The organism is Streptomyces sp. NPDC001663 (assembly GCF_042893105.1).
In the GTDB taxonomy this organism is placed as follows: Bacteria; Actinomycetota; Actinomycetes; order Streptomycetales; family Streptomycetaceae; genus Streptomyces.
This window is the reverse complement of the sequence record NZ_JBIAUR010000006.1, coordinates 456703-475492: the sequence shown is the minus strand read 5'-3', so window position 1 is coordinate 475492 and position 18790 is coordinate 456703. Positions and strand designations below refer to the sequence as shown.

The following is an 18790-nucleotide window of genomic DNA, read 5'->3' as shown; positions in this document are numbered from 1 at the left end:
TGGGGGTGGAAGGGAGGGCCGGTGTGTCAGTCGGTCCAGGGAATCGGCGGCGTGACGCGCAGTGCGACCTCGTCGGGAACGAAGCCCGGGCGGAGGGCCGGGATGCGCCCCTTCGGGTAGAGCGGCATGTCCACCACCCGGGGCTTCCAAGAACCGTCCGATATGCACTTGTTGACGTGGAGGGCGATCTCCTCCATCGTCGCCATCCACACATCGCCCTTGGCCTGGATGTGCTCGATGATGCGGCCCACCTGAGTCAGTCGAGCCAGTCGGCCGCTGATCTGGGCGTGGAAGGACGCGATCCACGCACTGCCCGACGCGTAGGCCGCTTCGAACTCGGCGAGGTAGACAGCGCCGGCCTCTTGCGGTGATCGAGGCTGCATCATGAACTGCAGGTCCCAGACGTGGGCGTACTGCACCCAGTCGTCGTTCGCCATCAGGTCGCTCTGCAGCTCCAGGATGTTCCCGGCCGAAGTGGCGAGCACGTAAGGGAAGTTGTCGTGCATCAGGGTCGAGTCGTACAGGAAGCCCTCCTGCACGAGGTAGTCGTACGTCTTCTCCGACATGAGACCGCCGGGCGAACGGTTGCCGACCGGACGGCGTCCGGAGAACTTCTCGATGATGTCGGCGCAGCGGCGCATCCAGAACAGCTCGCCCTCGGCGCTCTGGTGCGACGCGCCCTCGTGCAGGTATCCGTGCATCCCGATCTCGTGGCCGTTCGCGACCACGGTCTCGAACACCTTCGGGTACTCCTCGATGCACCAGGCCGGCACGAAGAAGGTCTGCTTGATGCCGTAGTACTCGTACATGTCGACGATGCGCGGGATGGCCACGCGGTCGTGCTGCATCCAGGACGTGGTGAAGGCATGGCCGTTCACATCGTCCGGCCACGACAGCTGTGCCGTGGCGTCACCGTCGCAGTCCCACGAGATGCACGCGGCGGCTCGGGCGCCGTCGGGCCAGGGAACTCCCGCGTCCTTCAACCATTCCATGCCAGGCCTCCGGTTTCTCGAACGTGAGCTGATGGCGGTCAGTCGGCGGACGACGTCGACACCCGCAACGGCATGCGGTCGATCGACAGGGCGTCCGGTTGGCCATGGGTCTCCAGAGGCCCGGCGAGTTCCCAGCCGTCCCAGCGGGACAGGAGCGACTTCAGCGCCTCCTCCATCTCCAGCAGCGCGAGCGGACGGCCGATGCAGAAGTGCTCGCCGCGGCTCCAGTTGAACGGCGGGGAGGCCGACTGCCGGGTCACGTCGAAGCGATCCGGGTCCTCGAAGACCTCCGGGTCGCGGTTGGCACTGGCGACGTTCGCGAACAGGATGGTGCCGGCCTCGTACTCAAGGTCGGCGAGCCGTCCCGCGGAGGCGGCGAACCGTGGGACGGTCCATACGCCCGGACGCCAGCGGGCGGATTCCAGGATGGTGCTGCGCGCCAGCGACTCCGGGTCGGCCCGCAGCCGTTCGAGCTGATCGGGGTTGCGTCCGAGCGCGTCGACCATCAGGCACAGCTGACTCTGGGTGGTGTCGGTGCTGCCCACCAGCAGGATGAAGATCAGGCCGAAGATCTCGTCGTCGGTGAGGTCGCCGCGCGCCTCGGCGCGCAGCAGACCCGACAGCATGTCGTCGCCGGGGTTCTGACGTTTGTCCGCCATGAACTTGTCCAGCAGTTCGCGGGTCTCCGCGAAGGACGTCACGATCTCCTCGCGCAGGGACTCGTCCATGTAGAAGATCTTCACGTTCGCGTCGGACAGCCGCGCGATGGTGGGCCAGTGTTCCTCGTCCACGTCGAGCAGCCGGGTGAAGAAGTGGGAGCCGATCTGGCCGGCGACCGAGCCGACGAACTCGATCTCCCCGCCACGGCTGCCCTCGTCGATGAGACGGTCGACGAGCTCCCGGACGTAGCGGCGGTGCGACTCCAGATAGGAGTCGGAGAAGTACGGCGCCACCGCCTGCCTGAGCCGGGCGTGCGCACGGCCGGACACGGTCTGCATGTTCTCGGCGTAGAGCCGGACGATGTCCTGGTCGTCGATCCCGCAGGCCTCCACCATCAGGTCGAGCCCCGGAGACAGCGCGGTGTCCTTCACCAGCGCCTCGCAGGCGGCGTACGACAGCACCTCCACGCCGCGCTCGGTACGGGCCAGGTCGTGTCCCTCGGACGTGAGCCGACGCAGCCGCGGTTGCGGGTCGGCGGTGTACTCGGCGGAGACGACGGAGAGAAACGGAAGGTCATCGATCGTTCTGGAGCGTCCGGGTCGTCGGCCGCGGGGAATGTCCGTCATCACAGGGGTCCTCACTCTCGATGTCGCCGGCAGGCCGGGCGTGGACCGCCCGCCCGGCTGCCGAGCTGCGAAACATCCCTCGTGCGGGGTCAGCGCGCCTGGTGGGTGAGTTCCAGGCGGGCGGCGCGGCTGGTGAAGGGTTCGCCGGCGGTCTCCAGCGGGGCGGCGAACTCGACCTTGTCCCAGCGCTCGGTGAGGACGCGCACCGCCTCCTCGATCTCGACCTGGGCGATCGGCTTGCCCAGGCAGAAGTGCAGGCCCATGCCCCAGTTGAGGGTGGGTGCCGGGCGGCGGCGGTCCATCCGGAACTCCTCCGGCTGCGGATACACCTCCGGGTCCCGGTGTGCCGCGACGGCGAGGCCGAAGAACTCCGTCCCGGCCGGGACGGCGGTGTCCAGGACGTCCAGGTCCTCGCGGATGACCCGCAGGATCGACCACGCGCTCGTGCGCCGGCGGATGGCCTCCATGACCACGGCGGGGATGACCGCGGGTTCCGCCGCGCACCGGTTCCAGATGTCGGGACGTTCCACGAGTTCGGCGATGACGAGGCCCATCTGTCCGGACGTCGTGTCGGTGCTCGCCCGCAGGAGGGCGGTGGTGTTGACGATCACGTCGTGCCGTGAGACGGAACCTTCTCGTTCGGCGGCCAGCAGGTGACTGACGACGTCGTTCCCCGGTGACGCCTGCTTCCTGACGATCAGCTCACCCACGTACGCGGCCAGTTCCGCGTACGCGGCCTCGACGGCGTCGTGGTTGGCCTGGTCCATGGCGAAGACGCTGAGGAGCGTGTCGGAGGTCTTCTCCAGGAACTCCGCGTCACCCCGCGGGGCGCCGATCAGTTCCGCGAAGAGCCGGGACGGGATCTTCCCCAGGAACCGGGTGGAGAGGTCGACGGGTTCGCCCGGCCTGAAGTCGGCGACCAGGTCCCGCACGATCCCGTTGACCAGAGGCCTGATGGACTGCACCCACTCCCGGGTGAAGTACTGTCCGAGAACGCTTCGAAGGCCCTTGTGGTGTTCGCCTTCGAGGTTGTTGATGCTCGTGACGGCGGCCTGGAAGACCGGGCTGGTCTCGTCGAAGCCCGTCGCCCTGTACATCTCGTCGAACCCGATCTTGAGCCGGCGGTCGCTGAAGACGGTGTGGCATGCCTGGTAGGTGATGCCCTCGATGCCACGACTGCTGCGCGCGAGTCCGTTCGGGCTGTCGGGCAGCGCCCTGCGGGCCACTTCCCACGGCCTGTCGCGGAACTCCTCGGAGTACACGTCGATCTCGGGAAGGTCGGCGATGCTGAATCGCGGCGCCGCCTGATCGGTGGTCACTTCGCGACCCCTTCGGTGTTCTCCCCCACCGGCGCCAACGCCGGGTATAGGGGGTGCTGGAGGACCCCTGCGTGGAAGCCGCCCTCGCCGCCGCCGTCGACGGCTATGTCGGTGCCGTTGATCCAGGACGCCCGCTCGCTGAGCACGAACGCGATCACGTTCGCGATCTCCTCGGGCCGGCCGTCACGACCGACCTTCCCGGTGATGTAGTCGAGGAAGTCCGAGCCCATGGTGTCGTGGAAGCTGGGCAACAAGGGTGTCTCCACCGCTCCCGGGCTCACGGACAGGACGCGGACGCCGTCACCGGGGAACCGGTCCAGCGCCATCGACTTGCTCAGAACGATCACCGCCTCCTTCGTGAAGTCATAGGCCTCGGGACCTGTCATCCCCAGCTTCGCGAACCATCGGAGGCTGTCACCGTCGTCCTCGATGCCGATCATCTCCAGCAGTTCGCTGTTGCGGAGCCGCCACAGCGAACCGGCGCCCGAAGCCACGTTGACGATCACGCCGTTGCGCTCCAAGCGGGCCAGGACGGCCTGGGAGAGCCGGCGGAGTCCGAGGTAGTTGACCTTGAACACGGTCTCCGGGGACGCCGCACCCGACACTCCGGCCGCGTTCACCAGGCCGGAAACGGTCTCGGGCAACAGGGCGACGGCCGCTTCGACGGACGCGGGGTCGGCGAGATCCACCGCGACGTACTTCCCGCTGTCCGGCCGATTGCGGTCCAGGACGATGACGTCGGCGCCTTCCCGTGACAGGGCACTGACCACGGCTGCGCCGATTCCGGACGCACCGCCGGTCACGACGACGGTTTTTCCGCTGAGTTCGAGCTCCAAGGGAACCCACCTCCATGCATGGCTCGGGTGTGTGGGGATGTCAGCGACAGCGGGCGGGGTCCTTCACAGCGGCGGGGCGACGAGTTTCTCCTCGGCCTCGGGCTCCGTGGCACCGAGCGCCGCGCCGAAGCCGGGCAGCGTCAGCCGCACGACCAGGCCGAGCAGAGCGATGATGGCGAGACCGAGGGGCACGGCCCAGGCGACGTACCACGGCTGATCGGAAGCCCGGGGCCAGCACAGGTTGACGACCTCGAAGCTCGCCCAGACACCGGCCGCGAGGACGATCGCCGGCGTCACCCGCCCGAAGGTGAACAGCCCGTACTGGAAGCGCCCGGTGAGGACCCTGCGGATCAGGGCGCAGATGACGAGGGCCATCGTCACGAAGAAGCCGGCGGTCGACGCGGAGATCAACGTCGTGTAGATCTTCTCCGAGAAGGCGGACACCGTGACGGCCGCCGTCATGATCCCGATGGCGACGAGGGACCGCACCGGGTAGTGGTGCTTGCCGGAGAGCTTGACCAGGAACTTCGCCGCCGGAACGGTGCCGTCGCGCCCGAAGGACCACAGCACCCTGCCGACCGTGGTCTGCGCGGCGACCAGTCCGGCCATGAAGCCGATCAGGATCAGGACCAGGAACGGCTTCGCGACTCCGGAGCCGAGCGTCGCGACGATCGTGTCGGTCGCGGGGTCGTGGACCTGTCCGGCCATGACCGCCGGCAGATCAGGAACGGCCAGGATCAGCGCCAGCGACGAGTAGAGCACCAGGACACCGATGGCGAGGATGGCGCCCATCATGGCTTTGGGGAGGTGACGCTCCGGATCCTTGATCTCTTCGGCCATCGAGCAGACGCTCTCCCAGCCGGCGAAGGAGTAGCCCGCGACACCGATGGCGAAGAAGAAGCCCATCCAGACGTAGTGGTGGGGGGTCGCCCCGGCCGTCTCGGTGATCACCGACAGCGGCTGTTTGCGATGCCAGATGAGCAGGACGGTGGCCAGACCGACCGATCCCAGCACCTCGGCGACCAGGCTCGCCCTGGTGAAGATCTTCAGCGTCTTCGGGCCCAGCACGTTCAGTGCGGTGACACAGGCGATCACACACAGCGCCGCGAGCGTCTGCTGGCCGACGGTGAAGGGTGCGTGGTCCACCAGCGAGGGCAGCAGCCCCGCGATGAAGTACGCGGCTGATGCCATGGCGGTGACCAGGGTCCACAGGTACATCCAGCCGGTGGCCCAGCCGTAGTTGGCACCTGCCAGCCGTCGGGCCCACTGGTAGCTGCCGCCCTGCACCGGCCACCGGGACACCATCAGCCCGAGCGTGCCGGCGACGGCCAGCTGCAACACCATCACGATGAGGAAGGCCCACCAGCCGACCGGACCGGCGGTCGTCAGGACAAGGCCGAAGACGCCGTAGAGCGCCACGATGGGCGAGACGAAGACGAAAGCGATGATGAACGCGTCGCGCGCCCTGAACTCGCGCTTCAGATTCCCGTGCAGGTTTGCTTCCACAGGAGAGGTTCCCTTCGATCACCGCGGTTCCGGAAGGTCCGGTGCTGCGTAATCAAACGCCGAGCGAAAGCTGTCGACGGCCGCGAATGTAAGCCACGCCACAGAAGGGCGACAAGCATAATCACCAAGATTAATTAGTTCGTATCGCCGATTTTTCATTCCCCTCAGCAACGGCACGCCTAGTAGCCATTCCGTCGGGATCACACGGAACGCCGCCAACCCGCCGTTCCGCACACAGATACAGCGGGGCGAAGGGCAAGACGGCACTCCCGGACCGGGCCCCGCTCCCTAGGCTTTCGGTACTACCGGCCATGACACGGCTGCGGCCTCGGCATGGTCAGGCTGCCTCGGGGATTGGCGGTACGTTCGGGTGAACCCACCTTCGACCTGGTCCCGCGGAGCCGGGACCGGTGCGCTCCTGGCCGTGGTCGCGATGATCTTCGCGCAGTTCGGCATGGCCATCTCGGTAGGCGTGATCAAAGAAGTCGGCCCCGAAGGCGCGACCTGGCTACGGCTCTTCTGGGCGGCGATCCTGTTCGTCCTGCTCGGCCGCCCCCACCCCGGCAGGTTCACCCGGGCCACGCTGAGGGCGGGCGCACTTCTGGGGGTCGCCACCGCCGGTCTCACCCTGTCCTTCATGGCCGCCGCGGCGCGGCTTCCCCTCGGCACCGCGACCGCTCTGGAGTTCCTCGGACCCCTCACGCTCGCGGTCGTCCACGGTCGCGGCCGCAGCCCTGTCTGGCCCGGCCTCGCCGCCGTGGGAGTCGTCTGCATCACCGAGCCCTGGCAGGCGTCGAGTGACCTGCTGGGTATCCTCTACACCCTCGCCGCCGCCGTGTGCTGGGCCGTCTACATCGTGCTGACGCAGAGGATGAGCGATGCGGTCGCCGGATTCGGCGGTCTCGCCATCTCGATGCCGGTGGCCGCCCTCGTGGCGACGGGCGCCGCCTACCACTCCATCGTCTCGATGGACGTACGTCTGCTCGCCACGGGCATCGGTATCGCGCTGCTGCTGCCGGTCATCCCGGTCTCGCTGGAGATCCAGTCCCTCAGGAGTCTCAACCTTGCCGCGTTCGGAACGCTGGTCGCGCTCGAACCCGCGGTAGCGCTGCTCGTGGGGCTGATCGTCCTCGACCAGACCCCGGGGACGCTCTCGATCGTGGGGATCGGCCTGGTCGTCCTGGCCGGAGTCGGCGCCGCACGAACGGGAGCCCGCGGCGCGGATCCTGTCGTGGTGGCGGAAGATCCGCCCTGACCCACGTGTCGTCCCGAAGGACGAGACCGGCTGTTCGCCATCACGACCGTGTCGGCCGCCGACGGGTGCGCGTCAGGGTCCAGGCCGCGCGCGATGCTCGACGGGGCTCTGCGCGTGGCCGCGGAGCACTACGCGTGGCGGGAGGGCAGTGGGCGAGGCCGAGTCCGAGGAAGCCGCGAGCGCGGGACTGTGGGAGGCGCTCCGCATCGCGGTGCTGACAGCGGCTGACGGGCTCCCCGACAAGCGGCCCGCGAGGTCCCCCACTGATCCACCGGTGTTCTCATCGCTGTCACGCGAGCGGGGCGGACGGGGGAGGTTCCGTCTGCCCCGCTCGCGGTCTGGGACAAGGTCAGCTCTTGCCGGGCCTGGTCACCCACTGGCCGTCGACCCAGCCGCTGACCGTCTCGTAACCGGACCGGAAGGAACCCAGCCACTTGAGCGGGCCGAGCTTCGTGCCGGGCGAGGCAGTGTAGCTGGTGGCCTGGTCGGTCGGGCCGCCGGTGGTGTCGACGGCGATTGCCGGATACGGGTAGACGGGGCGGGTGGCCGTGGTCTTCCCGTCGGAGTCGGTCATGGAGGTCAGCAGGCTCGCCGGAGCCGTGCCCTTGGTCACCCAGTCGGTGACGGCGCCGAGAGCGTCGAACTCCGACGGGCCCTGGCCTCCTCCGCAGTGCGACACGCCGGGCAGCATGAACAGCCGCGCGAACCGCTGGGTGGCCGCGCTGCCTCCCATCGCCTTCTCGACCGCCGTGTAGTAGCCGACCGTGCCGACCGGAGAGATCGCCGCGTCGGCCCAGCCCGCCCAGAGGATCAGCTTGCCGCCGGCCGCGCGGAAGGCCGTCAGGTCGGGGTCGATGGCGTCGTACATGCCGTCGTTGGCGGCGGTCACCCGCTGGAACTCGGCCCTGGTGAACTTCACGTCCCGCCAGGTCGCGGCGCCGTCGACGGTCTTGTTGACCATGTAACGCAGGGTCGATGTGGCGATCATGGGGTCGATCGTCGGGGCGCCCGGGGCCGCGGGGACCAGCCAGGCCACCCAGTTGAGTTCGGAGCCCGGCACCTGCCAGCCCGGGTAGAGGAGTTCGCCCTGGGCGTCGCGGGGTCCCTGGTAGAGCTTGCGGGCCGCGGAGACCTGTGCGGGGGTCAGGCAGAAGGCGTCCGCGGTGGAGGTGCGCCCGTGGCACGCGATGCCGCCCGGGTCGAAGTGGCAGCTGAGCGGGTCGGAGACGAGGCCGTCCTTGGTTCCGTCGGCCGCGTCGCACTTGTCCAGGACGGCTTGGTGCAGCGGCTTCAGGTCCGCCGCGGTGAGGATGGCCTGACCGTCCGACCTGGTGTTCGCCCGGGCGTTCCACGCCTGGTAGAAGAGGTTGAGCTCGGTCATGACGGAGGCGGGCGAACCGGCCACGATGCCGTTGAAGTCGTGCGGGTAGCGCTGGGCCTCGGTGAGAGCCTCGTGGCCGCCCTGGGAGCAGCCGTCGAAGTAGGAATGCTTCGCCGGGGTGCCGTAGTACTTGGCGATGACGGCCTTTGCGGCGAGGGCGAGTTGGTGCTCGGACTGGTAGCCGAAGCTCGCGCGCAGGGTGGGGTCGGCGCCGAACGCGGCGTCGAAACCGGCCGTGCCGTAGTGCCCCTCGTTGTCGGTGGCTATGGCGAAGGCTCCGTCGGTGAGCGGGGCACAGCCCTCGGCCGCGGCGGTCTGGATGCCGACGCTGCCGCAGTAGGCGCCGCAGCCGTCCTGGAGGTAGTCGCCCTGCCAGGTGCGGGTGGGCAGCAGGATCTCGAACTGGAGTTGCGGGGCGATGATCCCGTGGACGTCGCACGCCTCCCAGTCGCCCTGCTTGTTGTCCTTGGCCGCGACGGTGGTGGCCGAACCGATCTGCGTGGAGGCGCCTTTCAGGGCTCCGAGGTCGAGTTGGGCCAGTTGGGCGCAGGACAGCTTGGGAGTGGCGCCCGCCTTCACGGCGGACGCGGTGGTGGCCGCGCTGACCGCGCTGGTGGACGCGCTGACCGGTGCGGTGGACGCCCCGACGGTTCCGAGGCCGAGCACGGCGATCAGGGCCGCTAGCAGTGAGGGGATGGTCGTGCGGCGGCAGAGCCCCCGCGGGAGAAACGTCATGGAATCACCTTCCGGATCTGCGGAGGCTCGCCCTGGAACCGGGCGGCTGTCGGGGAGTTGTGGTGCCGTCGGGCGGGTTCGAGGTTCAGGCGGTCGCCTCCTCCGTGCTCTCGTTGCCGGACCCCCTCATCACGGCCACGGTCAGCAGGCAGGAGAAGAGGGCTGCCGCACCGCAGATGACGTATCCGACGGCATAGCCGTGGCCCAGTGCCTGCACCGCGATGGACGCGGCGTGCCCGGCCGGCGTGGTCGGTGGCTGTGCGTTCACGGCCAGCGGACCGCCCTCCGCGGCGACCTGGGCGGCAGCCGTCTTGACGGTCTCGGGCAGGGTGGACGAGGCGAGGTCGGTGGTGAAGCTGTCGGCGGCGCGGCTCAACGCCACCGCGCCGACCACGGCCGGGCCGAGGGTGAAGCCGAGGTCCCGCAGGAGACTGGTGGTCGCGCTGGCCATGCCGGCGAGGTGCACCGGCACGGTGTTGACCGCGGTCGCGGTGATGGACGAGACGGCGAGCGCGAACCCGACGCCGACCAGCCCGAGCGGGAGCACGAGGGAGACCAGGGAGGTCTGCCCGATGGGGAGTTCGGCGGCCAGGAAGTCACCGACGGCCATGAGCAGGAAACCGGACGAGAGGACCCACCTGGGCGGCCATCGGCGCAGCAGCCACGCGGTCACCGGGATGAGGAGCAGGGTGAGTCCGTTGAGCAGCAGGAAGGCCACCGAGGTGCGCAGCGGGCTCTGGTGCTGGACCGGGCCGAGTCGGATGCTGGTCGTGTAGCAGGTGCCCAGGAATCCCAGCATGCCGACCAAGGCGGCCACGGAGGCTACGGCGAAGCCGCGGTTGGCGAACAGGTCCAGGCGCAGCAGCGGTGAGGTCGCCCGGCGCTCCGCGAGCACGAACAGGGCCAGGCAGACCGCGGCGAGCACGAACCCGCCGACGACGGTCGGGGCGGCCCAGCCGTCGGACGGCCCCTGGATCACCGCGTACAGCAATGCCACCAGGCCCAGGCCGATGGTGATCTGTCCGGCCACGTCGAGGGAACGGCCCTCGGGGGCACTGGAGTTCTCCGCGAGCAGCTGACTGAGCACGGCGCCGACCGCGGCGGCCACGGCGACCACGACGAAGGACCAGCGCCAGGAGCCGTAGTTGCCGGTCAGACCGCCCAGCAGCGGCGCGAGGAAGCCGCCGGTCGACAGGAAGGCCGCCCACACGGCGATGACCTTGGACCGTGCCTTGTGCGTGTGGGTGCCGGCCGCCAGCATGGCCAGCGAGGTGGGAAAGAGCGCCGCGGCGCCGAGGCCGGAGAGGATCTGTCCGGCCCAGAGCATGTGCACTCCGGTCGCCGAGGCGCTCACCGTCTCGCCGACGGCCATGAGGCCGGCGCCGCCGACGAGGAGGTGCTTGCGTCCGTACAGGTCTCCCAGGACGCCGAAGGTGAGCTCCAGTACGGCCACCGGGAGCAGGAAGGTGTCGGAGATCCAGGTGAGTTGGGATCCGACGGGGTGCAGGTCCTCCTGGAACAGGCCGTTGAGGGTGGCCGGTATGGCGATGCCGATCTGCGCGATGCAGACGGTGAGGCAGGCCGCGACCAGGGTGCCGACGTTCAACGACCTTCGGTCGGCCGGGGCGGTGAGGCGGGGTGTGGAGAGGCTCATGGCATTCCCGATGCGTCGTCGCAACATGGGGTGCGTTCGCCTGGCGAAAAATGTTTCGCAGATCGACCGCGCAGCGACTGTAGGCCCGCCTCACAGGGGCCAACAAGGGGCTGCCGGTCAAGGAATCAGCAAAGGGAATCCCACTTGAAGGCCCTCGGACTTCAGACCTCAGGTGAACGCCTGGTCGCTGTCCCGGTGGGCGCCCCAGCCGTGCCAGCGCTCGACCTCCACCCAGGCGCTGACCCGGGTGCGGACGCGGTCGGGGTAGACCTTGCCGGTGTAGTGGGTCGCGATGCGGTCGATGTCGCCGAGGCCCTCGTCCTCGTACGCCTCGATCACCCGGCCGATCAGGGTGACGTGGGTGTACCAGTCGTCACCGTCGAGGACGGTCAGCGTCACGCGCGGGTCGCGGCGCAGGTGCTTCAGGCGCACCCGGCCCTCGTCCAGACTGAGCAGGATCCGACCGTTCTCCCACATGTACCAGGTGGGCGTCGACACCGGGGTGCCGTCGGAACGGAGGGTGGCCATCACGGCCGGGTTGGGGCGGCTCAGCAGTTCCTGGGCCTCGGGCGGCAGCGGCGGCTTGGACATGAGTGGTCCTCTCAGGCGTTCTCGTCGAAGCTGGCGAAGGAGGCGGCGGCCATGTCCTCGTCGCCGTGCCCCTGCGCGGCGGCGCGTTCCAGGCGCTCGGCGCTCGCGGCGGCCACGTCCAGGCGCACCCCGCTCCTCGCGCCGGCCTCGACGATCAGCCGGGCGTCCTTGGCCGCGGTGCGCAGAACGCTCACGGTGAGCTTGTCGGTCATGACGTCGACTTCCTCGATGCTGCTGCTTGACCAGAAGAACGAATCCGGGTGGGCCCCGGAGAACGGGACCCACCCGGTGGTACGGCTACTTGGAGGCGGCGCCGACGAGGCCGTCGAGCCAGGCCTGGTGGCCGTTGAGCATCGGGTTCGGGCGTTCGTTCGCGAGAGCCGCTGCGGGCTGACCGATCTGGGTCTCCTGGGTCAGGATGCGCACCCGGCCGCCGTCCAGGTCCTCGACCAGCCAGGCGTGCAGGACGTCGAGCTGCTCCTCGGGGGTGCCGTCCTGCCTGGCCGTCCAGGACAGGCGGCCGGGGACGCCCTCGGCGGGGGCCTGGAACTCGGTGACGTGGGCGGCCAGGGGCGGGAAGCCGAAGGTGCCGAAGCCGAAGACCAGGTCGTCCTTCAGCTCGGGGCCGCCGCCCTGCGGGAAGGAGATGTCGGCGACGTTGTCGTAGTACGACTCCCAGGTAGAGGTGTCGGTCAGGTAGTGCCAGACGTCGGCGGCCTTGACGCCCTTGACGATCACCTCGTTGGAGACGAAGTTGTCGCCGGTGCCGGGGAGGTACTTCGCGGGCCAGGTGATCGCGTTCTGCGTGGTCATGGGGGGCCTTACGGTGTAGTGCGGGTTAGGGAAAGTCAGGAAAGCTTCTTGAGCAGTTCGGCCGCGAGGGGGCCGGAGGAAGCCGGGTTCTGGCCGGTGACGACGTTGCGGTCGACCTCGACGTGCGGCGCCCACGGCTCACCGACCTCGACCTTCAGGCCCGCCTCGGTCAGACGGTCCTGGACCAGCCACAGGGCGTTGTCGGCGCTGCCCGCGAGCTGCTCCTCGGCGTTGGTGAAGGCGGTGACCCGGTAGCCGGCGAAGGCGTTGGTGCCGTCGTCCTTCACGGCCGCCAGCAGGGCGGCCGGACCGTGGCACACCACGCCGACCGGAAGTCCGGACTCCACCGCCCGGGTGAGGATCCGGCCGGAGTCGGCGTCGACCGCCAGGTCCTCCATCGGGCCGTGCCCGCCGGGGACGTACACAGCGTCGAAGTCCTCGGGTCGCACGTCGGCCAACGCCACCGGCCTGCGGAACTCCGCGGCGCCCTCGACGACGGCCCGGACGGCGGCGGCGTTCTCCTCGCCGCCGTTGGCTCCGGCGCTGAGGCTCGCCGGGTCGGCCGGCGGGACGACACCGCCCGGCGTGGCCACGGTGATCTCGTGGCCCGCGGCCTTGAACGCCTCGTAGGGGACCACGGCCTCGTCGGCCCAGAACCCGGTCGGGTGCTGCGTTCCGTCGGCCAGCGTCCACCGGTCCGCGCCGGTCATCACGAAAAGGATCTTCGCCATGTGCTTCTCCCCTGCTTCTGGCTGCATCGTCGCCACTCGGGTGGGCCGCCGCCACTGGGCGACATCCATGACGGTAGGCCTAGTACCCATCCATTCACCAATAGAGACATCGATTCCTGCTATCGGTTCTCCGATGGAATCAGGCGATAAGCTGGAGCCCATGAAGAACCAGACGCCGAGCGCGGTCGCGGCCCCGCCGGTCAGCGGCAAGCAGCTCCCTCCCCACGCGGATCTGAATCTGCTGCGCACGTTCCTGGCCGTGTACCGCTCCGGGTCCTTCACCGCGGCCGCTCCCCGCCTCGCCCTGTCCCAGCCGACCGTGACCGCGCAGATCCGCACCCTGGAGCAGCAGACGGGACGCGAACTGTTCACCCGATTGCCGCGCGGGGTGGACCCCACTCCGTACGCGCACGAACTCGCGGGGCAGATCGCCGGACCGCTCGACGCGCTGGCCGGCATGGAGGACGCCGGTTCGGTCGCGGCCCCTGTACATCTGGCGGGCCCCTCCGAACTTCTGTGCGTACGAGTGCTGCCCTCGCTGGTGCCTCTCATCGCCGACGGGGTCGAGCTGCGGGTCGCCCAGGGCCTGCCCGAGCCGCTGCTGGAGGAGATGCGCACCGGACGGCACGACCTGGTGATCACGACCCGGCGGCCACGCGGCCGGGCACTCGAATCGGTCCCGCTCACCGACGAGGAGTATCTGCTGGTGGCGAGCCCCGCCTGGGCCGAGCGCATCGCACGGCACACCAACCCGGACGACCTGTGCCCCGCTCTGCGCGAGGTCCCCATGGTGACGTACGCCGAGGACCTGCCGATCGTCCGCCGCTACTGGCGAACCGTCTTCGGCAGGCCGCTCACCGCCCGCGCCGCGGTCACCGTGCCCAACCTCTACGCCGTACTGTCCGCGGTCAACTCGGGTGCCGGCATCAGCGTGCTGCCGCGCTCGCTGTGCCAGGACTACCTCGACGACGGCCGCCTCACCCTCCTCCACGAGGCGGAGGAACCGCCGCTCAACACCCTGTTCCTCGTGCAGCGGCCGGGCGCCGAGGCCAACCCCGACGTCATCAGGGTGCGTGACCTCCTGCGGGTCGCCGCGCGCGAATGGTAGGCGGGGCCGCGGGGCCCGGCGGCCTGAATCCTTAGGTTGCGGATCGCGGCGCAGCCACGTGTCCCACCCGTCACTAGCCTCTGGGCGAACCGATTCCAGTTCTCGCCATGCCGTTCCGCCTCACGGAACGACAGCATCCCAGGGAGCAAGCCGTGAACCGCAGAATCGCGCGACGCAACTTCATGGGCCTGACCGGTGCCGCCTCCTTAACCCTGATCGGGTCCGGCGGTCTGTCGATGGCCTCCGCCACCCCGGCCCAAGCCGCCGACACCGCCGACGACAACCTGGTGATCAGCGGGCTGACCATGACCCAGGACACGCACTACGCGACGGCCGGTGGCGCTGATCTGAGATTCGACTTCTACCAGGGCACGGTGAAGCCGGCCGACGCCGGCATGGAGGTACCGGCCACCCCGCCCACGACACCCACCCCGATCGTCGTCTGGGTCCCGCCGCACGGCATCCAGGAGTACGCCCCCGGCGGCAACCACACCAACGTCGACAGCAAGTTCCCCACGCCGATCGCCGGTTACCTGGGCCACGGCTACGCGGTCGTCAGCATGAGCTACGCCTCGCACGCCTCGCGGAACAAGGACCTCAAGCTGCTGATCGCCTACCTGAAGCAGCACGCCGACGAGCTCGTGATCGACACCGACAACATCGGCGTCCTGACCGCCACGACCGGCGGCCACACGGCGAGCGTCGCCACCGCCGACGTACCGGATCTGACCGTTCAGGCGCCCCGCGACACCGATTACCAGGCGCTGATCACCGCCGACAACACGAAGCGGATCGTCGAGTACTTCGCCTCGCACATCGGTGGCGCCTACGACACCGACTACGACCCGCTGAGCATGGCCACCCCGGACGTGGCCTGGGTCGACCCCTGTGTCCACACCAGCGAGCTCGGCGAGTACCACGTCTTCCCGTCACCGTCCCGGGGCCGGGGAACCTATGCCAGTTACGCCCTCTATCTGCCCGACGCGTACCAGAGGACGCCCCGCAAGCGGTTCCCGGTGATCTACTTCCTGCACGGCGGCAACGGCAACCAGCGCGAGGCCGGAAACTGGCTGATGGTGCAGGTGGACAGGCTGATCAAGGCGGGCACGCTGCCGCCGACCATCGTGGTCTGCGCGCAGGGCCTGCCGATCGGTTGGTACGTCAACGCCCGCGAGGAAGCCGACGGCGTGCTCAGCGGCCCGGTCGAGGACGTGCTCGTCAAGGACCTGGTCCCGCACATCGACGCGACCTACCGCACCGTCGCCTCCCGGGAGGGCCGCGGCATCGAGGGCTGGTCGGCGGGCGGCTTCGGCGCGCTGAGGTCCGCTTTCAAGTTCCCCGAGACGTTCGGCTACGTCTCCAGCCTCGCCGGCGCGGTCATCGACTTCGAGGACGAGCCGATGAAGCAGTACGTCACCAACACCTTCGGTCCCCTCGACGACCCGGCCTCGGCCGCCTACTTCAACCGGGTGCGGCCCCACTACTTCGTCGAGCACAACACGCGCGCCATCAAGGCGAAGGGCGTCAAGGTCCGCCTCCTGGTCGGCGACGGCGACTGGCTGTACGACAAGGACGGCAAGAAGATCACGGAGAACTTCAGCGATCTCCTGACGCGGTACGGCATCAAGCACACGTACACCGTCCTCCCCGGCGTCGACCACATGATCACCGAGGCGATCGCCGCCGGTACCCTCGCCTACCCGTCGGACTTCTGGGCCGAGGCGCTGGCGAAGTTCAAGTAGCGGGTGCCGTCCCCTGACGAAGCCCTGGGGCCTCGTCAGGGGACGTGCGCTACCGCAGCCTCACCGGGCCCGCGTCGACCGGCACCCGGACGAGGAGATAGGGCTTGCGGCGCAGGTCCACGCCCTCGTGGTACGGGGCCTGGCGGCTCAGCTGGTTGGCGATGGCGTAGACGTGACCGTCCGAGGCGACGGAGAGGGTGTCGATCCAGACCAGCTCCGGGCCCTGGGCGAGGGTGTCGTACGTGCCGTCCGGGTTGCGGCGCCACAGGGCGTCGTGCTCCAGGTCGCCGCCGTACAGCCGCCCCTTGTCGTCGCTCTCCAGTCCGTCGGCCATCGGCTTGTACCCGAGATCCACCACGGTCGCGGCCACCTCCGCCTCGGTCGCGTCGGGATCGGCGAGCGCGTCGACCGACACGCTGTGCAGCCGGCGGCTGGACAGCGGGCAGTAGTAGAGGAGTTCGCCGTCGTGGCTGATGCCTATGCCGTCCGAGCCGACCTCGTAGTGCGTCGGTTCGGCTCCGGCCGGACGGTTCATGAACGGCTCGCCGTCCATGACGGGCAGGAAGTCCGGGTCGGGAAGGGCCGAGGAACGGCCCGCGAGCCGCCGCCAGGACCGGCCCGTGGCCAGATCGACGACGATGATGCCGTTCGCCCCACCGGAGTCGGTGATGAAGGCCATCCCCTCGGCCCCGCGCCGCAGGTCGAAGCGCACGTCGTTGGGGTAGCTGTCGGACGGCACGACGTCACCGGGGAAGAGGATCTTCTTCACGATCCGGTCGGTCCGCAGGTCGACCGCCACCAGCTTCGGCCCGCCGTACGAGGAACCGGCGAACAGCGGGCTGCCCGTGTCCAGGATCCACAGCCGGTCGGCGGGGTCCACGACGACGCTCTGCACCGACTGGAAGTGACCGGCCAGGTCGGAGGCGTTCTCACGGTTCACCTCGGCGTCCGGGAAGGGCACGGCCCTGCCCCCGCGGATCTCGGCGACGGTGAAGTCGACGTCGTCGCCCCAGCGCGGGAAGTTGACGAAGATCCGGCCGCGCCGGGAGACGGTGACGCCCGTGGGCATCGCTCCCCGGAAACGGTGGACGACCTCGTACGCGGGCCTGCCGCCGGAGGACGCGTACGCCGGACCGGCGAGTCCCGTGGCCGCCAGGGACACGGCGGTGGCGCTGATGAACGTACGTCGTTTCATGCGGGTGCCTTTCCTCGGGAGAGCTCGTCCTCGGCGTCGATCAGGTGGCGGAGCACGTCGGCGCGGTGCGGGATCGGCCGTACGGCGCCGTGTCCGGTGGTGGTGAGCGCGGCGGCGACCGCCGCGTACCGGGCGGCCTCCACCGGTGACTCGCCCTCGACCAGACGGGCGGCGAACGCCCCGTCGAAGGTGTCGCCCGCGCCCGAGGCGTCGACGGCGGTGACGCGGTGGGCCGGGACGTGCGTCAGGTCGTCGCCGTCCGCGACCAGCGCCCCCTCCTCCCCCAGCTTGAGCACGACCACCCTCGGGCCGCGGGCGCGCAGGGCCCGCACCACCGCCTCGGGGCTCTCCTCGCCCGTGAGCATCCGGCCCTCGTCGATGTTGGGCAGGGCGATGTCGCACAGTTCGAGGCTGCGCAGGATGATGGCGCGGGCCCGGTCCTCGGACCACAGCGCGGGGCGGTGGTTGGGGTCGTAGCTGATCAGTGTGGAGTGGGCCCGCGCCACGGACATGGCGTGGAACGCGGCGTCGCAGGCGGAGGTGCTGATCGCCTGGGTGATGCCCGTGACATGCAGCAGCCGGGCTTGGGCGACCGCGGACTCGGGGACGTCGGCGGGGGTCAGCCGGCTGGCGGGTGAGTCGGCCCGGTAGTAGGTGAAGCCGTGGCCGGCGGGGCCGCGGGCGATGAAGTAGATGCCGGTACGGCCGCCCGGTTCCCGTGTGACGTGCGCGGTGCCGACGCCTTCGCGCTGCCACAGCCGTGTGAGTACGGTGCCGAAGGCGTCGTCCCCGACTCGGCTGACATAGGCCGTACGACCGCGCGAACGGGCCGCGGCGATCGCGAAGTTGGAGGTGTCGCCGCCATAGCCGACCGCGAAGGACTCGGCGTTCTCCAGGGCTCCGTCGGCGTCGGCGTTGAACTCCAGCATCGGCTCGCCGAGGGTGACGATGTCGGCGGGGGTGGCGTGTTCGTGGGTCATGGGCTCAGATCCGGTTGAACTTGGCCAGGCCCTCTTGCAGGGAACCCGCCGCGAGGATCAGCTTGGTCTGCTCCTTCTCCCGCTCCTCTATCTCGGTGGCGAGGAGCAGGACTTCGGCCACATGGCTGGCGGGCACCCGGACGACGCCGTCGCCGTCCGCGACGATCAGGTCACCGGGCTCGACGGTCAGACCGCCGAGCACCACGGGCTCGTTGAGGGAGAGGGTCCTGATGCGGCCGAGGGTGGTGGCGGGCACGGTGCTGCGGGCCTGGACCGGGAAGGCGAAGTCCCGGTTGATCTCCTCGACGTCGCGCACACCGCCGTCCAGGATGGCTCCGGCGTGCTGGTTGGCGACCGCGCCCGCGGTCATCAGCCCGCCCCAGACGGCGATGTCGGCGCCGTCGGCCGCGATGCAGATGACGCTGCCCGGCGCGGACTCGTCGATGGCCTTGAGCGCGTGGACGGGCGCCCCGGCGCCTTCGGCCGGCACCTCGCGGACGGTGACCGCAGGGCCGACGATCTTGCCCGGGCTGACCGGCTTGATCGCGCCGTCCAGGTAACCGCGCACTCCGACCTGCTCGACCGCGTCGGCGACGGAGGCGGTGGTGATGGGGCGGAAGCCCTCGATGACGTCCTGCGGATAGGTGGCGGGCATGACTGCTCCTT

Annotated in this window: 16 protein-coding genes and 1 pseudogene; 3 read left to right on the top strand and 14 right to left on the bottom strand. The window is 69.6% G+C overall.

The window, feature by feature from the left end; translation table 11 throughout:
* Positions 1-26 precede the first annotated feature (26 nt).
* From ACFY1L_RS21915 to ACFY1L_RS21895, 5 genes are all read right to left on the bottom strand, one after another.
* Positions 27-992: a polysaccharide deacetylase family protein gene (locus ACFY1L_RS21915; RefSeq protein WP_388826585.1), complete on the bottom strand. Its 966-nt coding sequence runs from the start codon at positions 990-992 to the stop codon at positions 27-29.
* 38 nt (positions 993-1030) lie between these two features.
* Positions 1031-2278 carry a cytochrome P450 gene (locus ACFY1L_RS21910; RefSeq protein ID WP_388826582.1) on the bottom strand — a complete coding sequence of 416 codons (1248 nt, stop codon included), beginning with the start codon at positions 2276-2278 and terminating at the stop codon, positions 1031-1033.
* An 89-nt stretch (positions 2279-2367) separates the two neighbouring features.
* Positions 2368-3597, bottom strand: a complete 1230-nt coding sequence (locus ACFY1L_RS21905) for a cytochrome P450 (RefSeq protein WP_388826579.1) — start codon at positions 3595-3597, stop codon at positions 2368-2370.
* Positions 3594-4433 carry a coniferyl-alcohol dehydrogenase gene (locus ACFY1L_RS21900; protein ID WP_388826576.1) on the bottom strand — a complete coding sequence of 280 codons (840 nt, stop codon included), beginning with the start codon at positions 4431-4433 and terminating at the stop codon, positions 3594-3596. Before ACFY1L_RS21900 ends, ACFY1L_RS21905 begins: the two co-directional genes overlap by 4 nt.
* 63 nt (positions 4434-4496) lie before the next feature.
* Entirely contained in the window at positions 4497-5939 is a 1443-nt protein-coding gene (locus tag ACFY1L_RS21895) for an APC family permease (RefSeq protein ID WP_388826573.1), read from the bottom strand.
* Between the two features lie 370 nt (positions 5940-6309).
* Here ACFY1L_RS21895 and ACFY1L_RS21890 point away from each other — a divergent pair, with 370 nt between their 5' ends.
* Positions 6310-7194 carry a DMT family transporter gene (locus ACFY1L_RS21890; RefSeq protein ID WP_388826570.1) on the top strand — a complete coding sequence of 295 codons (885 nt, stop codon included), beginning with the start codon at positions 6310-6312 and terminating at the stop codon, positions 7192-7194.
* Positions 7195-7543: 349 nt separating this feature from the next.
* On the opposite strand, the gene ACFY1L_RS21885 is transcribed toward ACFY1L_RS21890, so the two are convergent.
* The 6 genes and pseudogenes from ACFY1L_RS21885 to ACFY1L_RS21860 all read right to left on the bottom strand — a co-directional run bounded on the left by ACFY1L_RS21885 (position 7544) and on the right by ACFY1L_RS21860 (position 13099).
* Positions 7544-9310 (bottom strand): tannase/feruloyl esterase family alpha/beta hydrolase, encoded by a 1767-nt coding sequence (locus ACFY1L_RS21885; protein WP_388826568.1) that lies wholly within the window; start codon positions 9308-9310, stop codon positions 7544-7546.
* An 85-nt stretch (positions 9311-9395) separates the two neighbouring features.
* A complete protein-coding gene (locus ACFY1L_RS21880; RefSeq protein WP_388826565.1) occupies positions 9396-10964 on the bottom strand; it encodes an MFS transporter in 1569 nt (522 codons plus the stop codon).
* 168 nt (positions 10965-11132) lie between these two features.
* Positions 11133-11555 carry a PPOX class F420-dependent oxidoreductase gene (locus ACFY1L_RS21875; protein WP_388826562.1) on the bottom strand — a complete coding sequence of 141 codons (423 nt, stop codon included), beginning with the start codon at positions 11553-11555 and terminating at the stop codon, positions 11133-11135.
* A gap of 11 nt (positions 11556-11566) precedes the next feature.
* Positions 11567-11734, bottom strand: a pseudogene (locus tag ACFY1L_RS21870) (NAD(P)-dependent oxidoreductase); the annotation flags it as partial.
* Positions 11735-11852: 118 nt separating this feature from the next.
* Positions 11853-12368 (bottom strand): SRPBCC domain-containing protein, encoded by a 516-nt coding sequence (locus tag ACFY1L_RS21865; protein ID WP_388826559.1) that lies wholly within the window; start codon positions 12366-12368, stop codon positions 11853-11855.
* A gap of 35 nt (positions 12369-12403) precedes the next feature.
* Positions 12404-13099 carry a type 1 glutamine amidotransferase domain-containing protein gene (locus ACFY1L_RS21860; RefSeq protein WP_388826556.1) on the bottom strand — a complete coding sequence of 232 codons (696 nt, stop codon included), beginning with the start codon at positions 13097-13099 and terminating at the stop codon, positions 12404-12406.
* 160 nt (positions 13100-13259) lie between these two features.
* Here ACFY1L_RS21860 and ACFY1L_RS21855 point away from each other — a divergent pair, with 160 nt between their 5' ends.
* Both ACFY1L_RS21855 and ACFY1L_RS21850 read left to right on the top strand, forming a co-directional pair.
* Positions 13260-14207 carry a LysR family transcriptional regulator gene (locus ACFY1L_RS21855; RefSeq protein ID WP_388826554.1) on the top strand — a complete coding sequence of 316 codons (948 nt, stop codon included), beginning with the start codon at positions 13260-13262 and terminating at the stop codon, positions 14205-14207.
* A 152-nt stretch (positions 14208-14359) separates the two neighbouring features.
* Positions 14360-15949 carry an alpha/beta hydrolase-fold protein gene (locus ACFY1L_RS21850; protein ID WP_388826551.1) on the top strand — a complete coding sequence of 530 codons (1590 nt, stop codon included), beginning with the start codon at positions 14360-14362 and terminating at the stop codon, positions 15947-15949.
* Positions 15950-15998: 49 nt separating this feature from the next.
* On the opposite strand, the gene ACFY1L_RS21845 is transcribed toward ACFY1L_RS21850, so the two are convergent.
* The 3 genes from ACFY1L_RS21845 to ACFY1L_RS21835 are packed head-to-tail and all read right to left on the bottom strand — an operon-like array spanning position 15999 to position 18779.
* Positions 15999-17144 carry an L-dopachrome tautomerase-related protein gene (locus tag ACFY1L_RS21845; RefSeq protein WP_388826548.1) on the bottom strand — a complete coding sequence of 382 codons (1146 nt, stop codon included), beginning with the start codon at positions 17142-17144 and terminating at the stop codon, positions 15999-16001.
* On the bottom strand, positions 17141-18124 hold the full coding sequence (locus ACFY1L_RS21840) for a sugar kinase (protein WP_388826545.1): 984 nt from the start codon (positions 18122-18124) through the stop codon (positions 17141-17143). Before ACFY1L_RS21840 ends, ACFY1L_RS21845 begins: the two co-directional genes overlap by 4 nt.
* 4 nt (positions 18125-18128) lie before the next feature.
* A complete protein-coding gene (locus tag ACFY1L_RS21835) occupies positions 18129-18779 on the bottom strand; it encodes an RraA family protein (RefSeq protein WP_388826542.1) in 651 nt (216 codons plus the stop codon).
* Positions 18780-18790 lie beyond the last annotated feature (11 nt).

Excerpts from the sequence above, each read along its gene's own strand:
- ACFY1L_RS21915 (WP_388826585.1), bottom strand. The coding sequence starts at position 992 with ATGGAATGGTTGAAGGACGCGGGAGTTCCCTGGCCCGACGGCGCCCGA.
- ACFY1L_RS21910 (WP_388826582.1), bottom strand. The coding sequence starts at position 2,278 with ATGACGGACATTCCCCGCGGCCGACGACCCGGACGCTCCAGAACGATC.
- ACFY1L_RS21885 (WP_388826568.1), bottom strand. The coding sequence starts at position 9,310 with ATGACGTTTCTCCCGCGGGGGCTCTGCCGCCGCACGACCATCCCCTCA.
- ACFY1L_RS21880 (WP_388826565.1), bottom strand. The coding sequence starts at position 10,964 with ATGAGCCTCTCCACACCCCGCCTCACCGCCCCGGCCGACCGAAGGTCG.
- ACFY1L_RS21875 (WP_388826562.1), bottom strand. The coding sequence starts at position 11,555 with ATGTCCAAGCCGCCGCTGCCGCCCGAGGCCCAGGAACTGCTGAGCCGC.
- ACFY1L_RS21865 (WP_388826559.1), bottom strand. The coding sequence starts at position 12,368 with ATGACCACGCAGAACGCGATCACCTGGCCCGCGAAGTACCTCCCCGGC.
- ACFY1L_RS21860 (WP_388826556.1), bottom strand. The coding sequence starts at position 13,099 with ATGGCGAAGATCCTTTTCGTGATGACCGGCGCGGACCGGTGGACGCTG.
- ACFY1L_RS21855 (WP_388826554.1), top strand. The coding sequence starts at position 13,260 with ATGAAGAACCAGACGCCGAGCGCGGTCGCGGCCCCGCCGGTCAGCGGC.
- ACFY1L_RS21845 (WP_388826548.1), bottom strand. The coding sequence starts at position 17,144 with ATGAAACGACGTACGTTCATCAGCGCCACCGCCGTGTCCCTGGCGGCC.
- ACFY1L_RS21840 (WP_388826545.1), bottom strand. The coding sequence starts at position 18,124 with ATGACCCACGAACACGCCACCCCCGCCGACATCGTCACCCTCGGCGAG.
- ACFY1L_RS21835 (WP_388826542.1), bottom strand. The coding sequence starts at position 18,779 with ATGCCCGCCACCTATCCGCAGGACGTCATCGAGGGCTTCCGCCCCATC.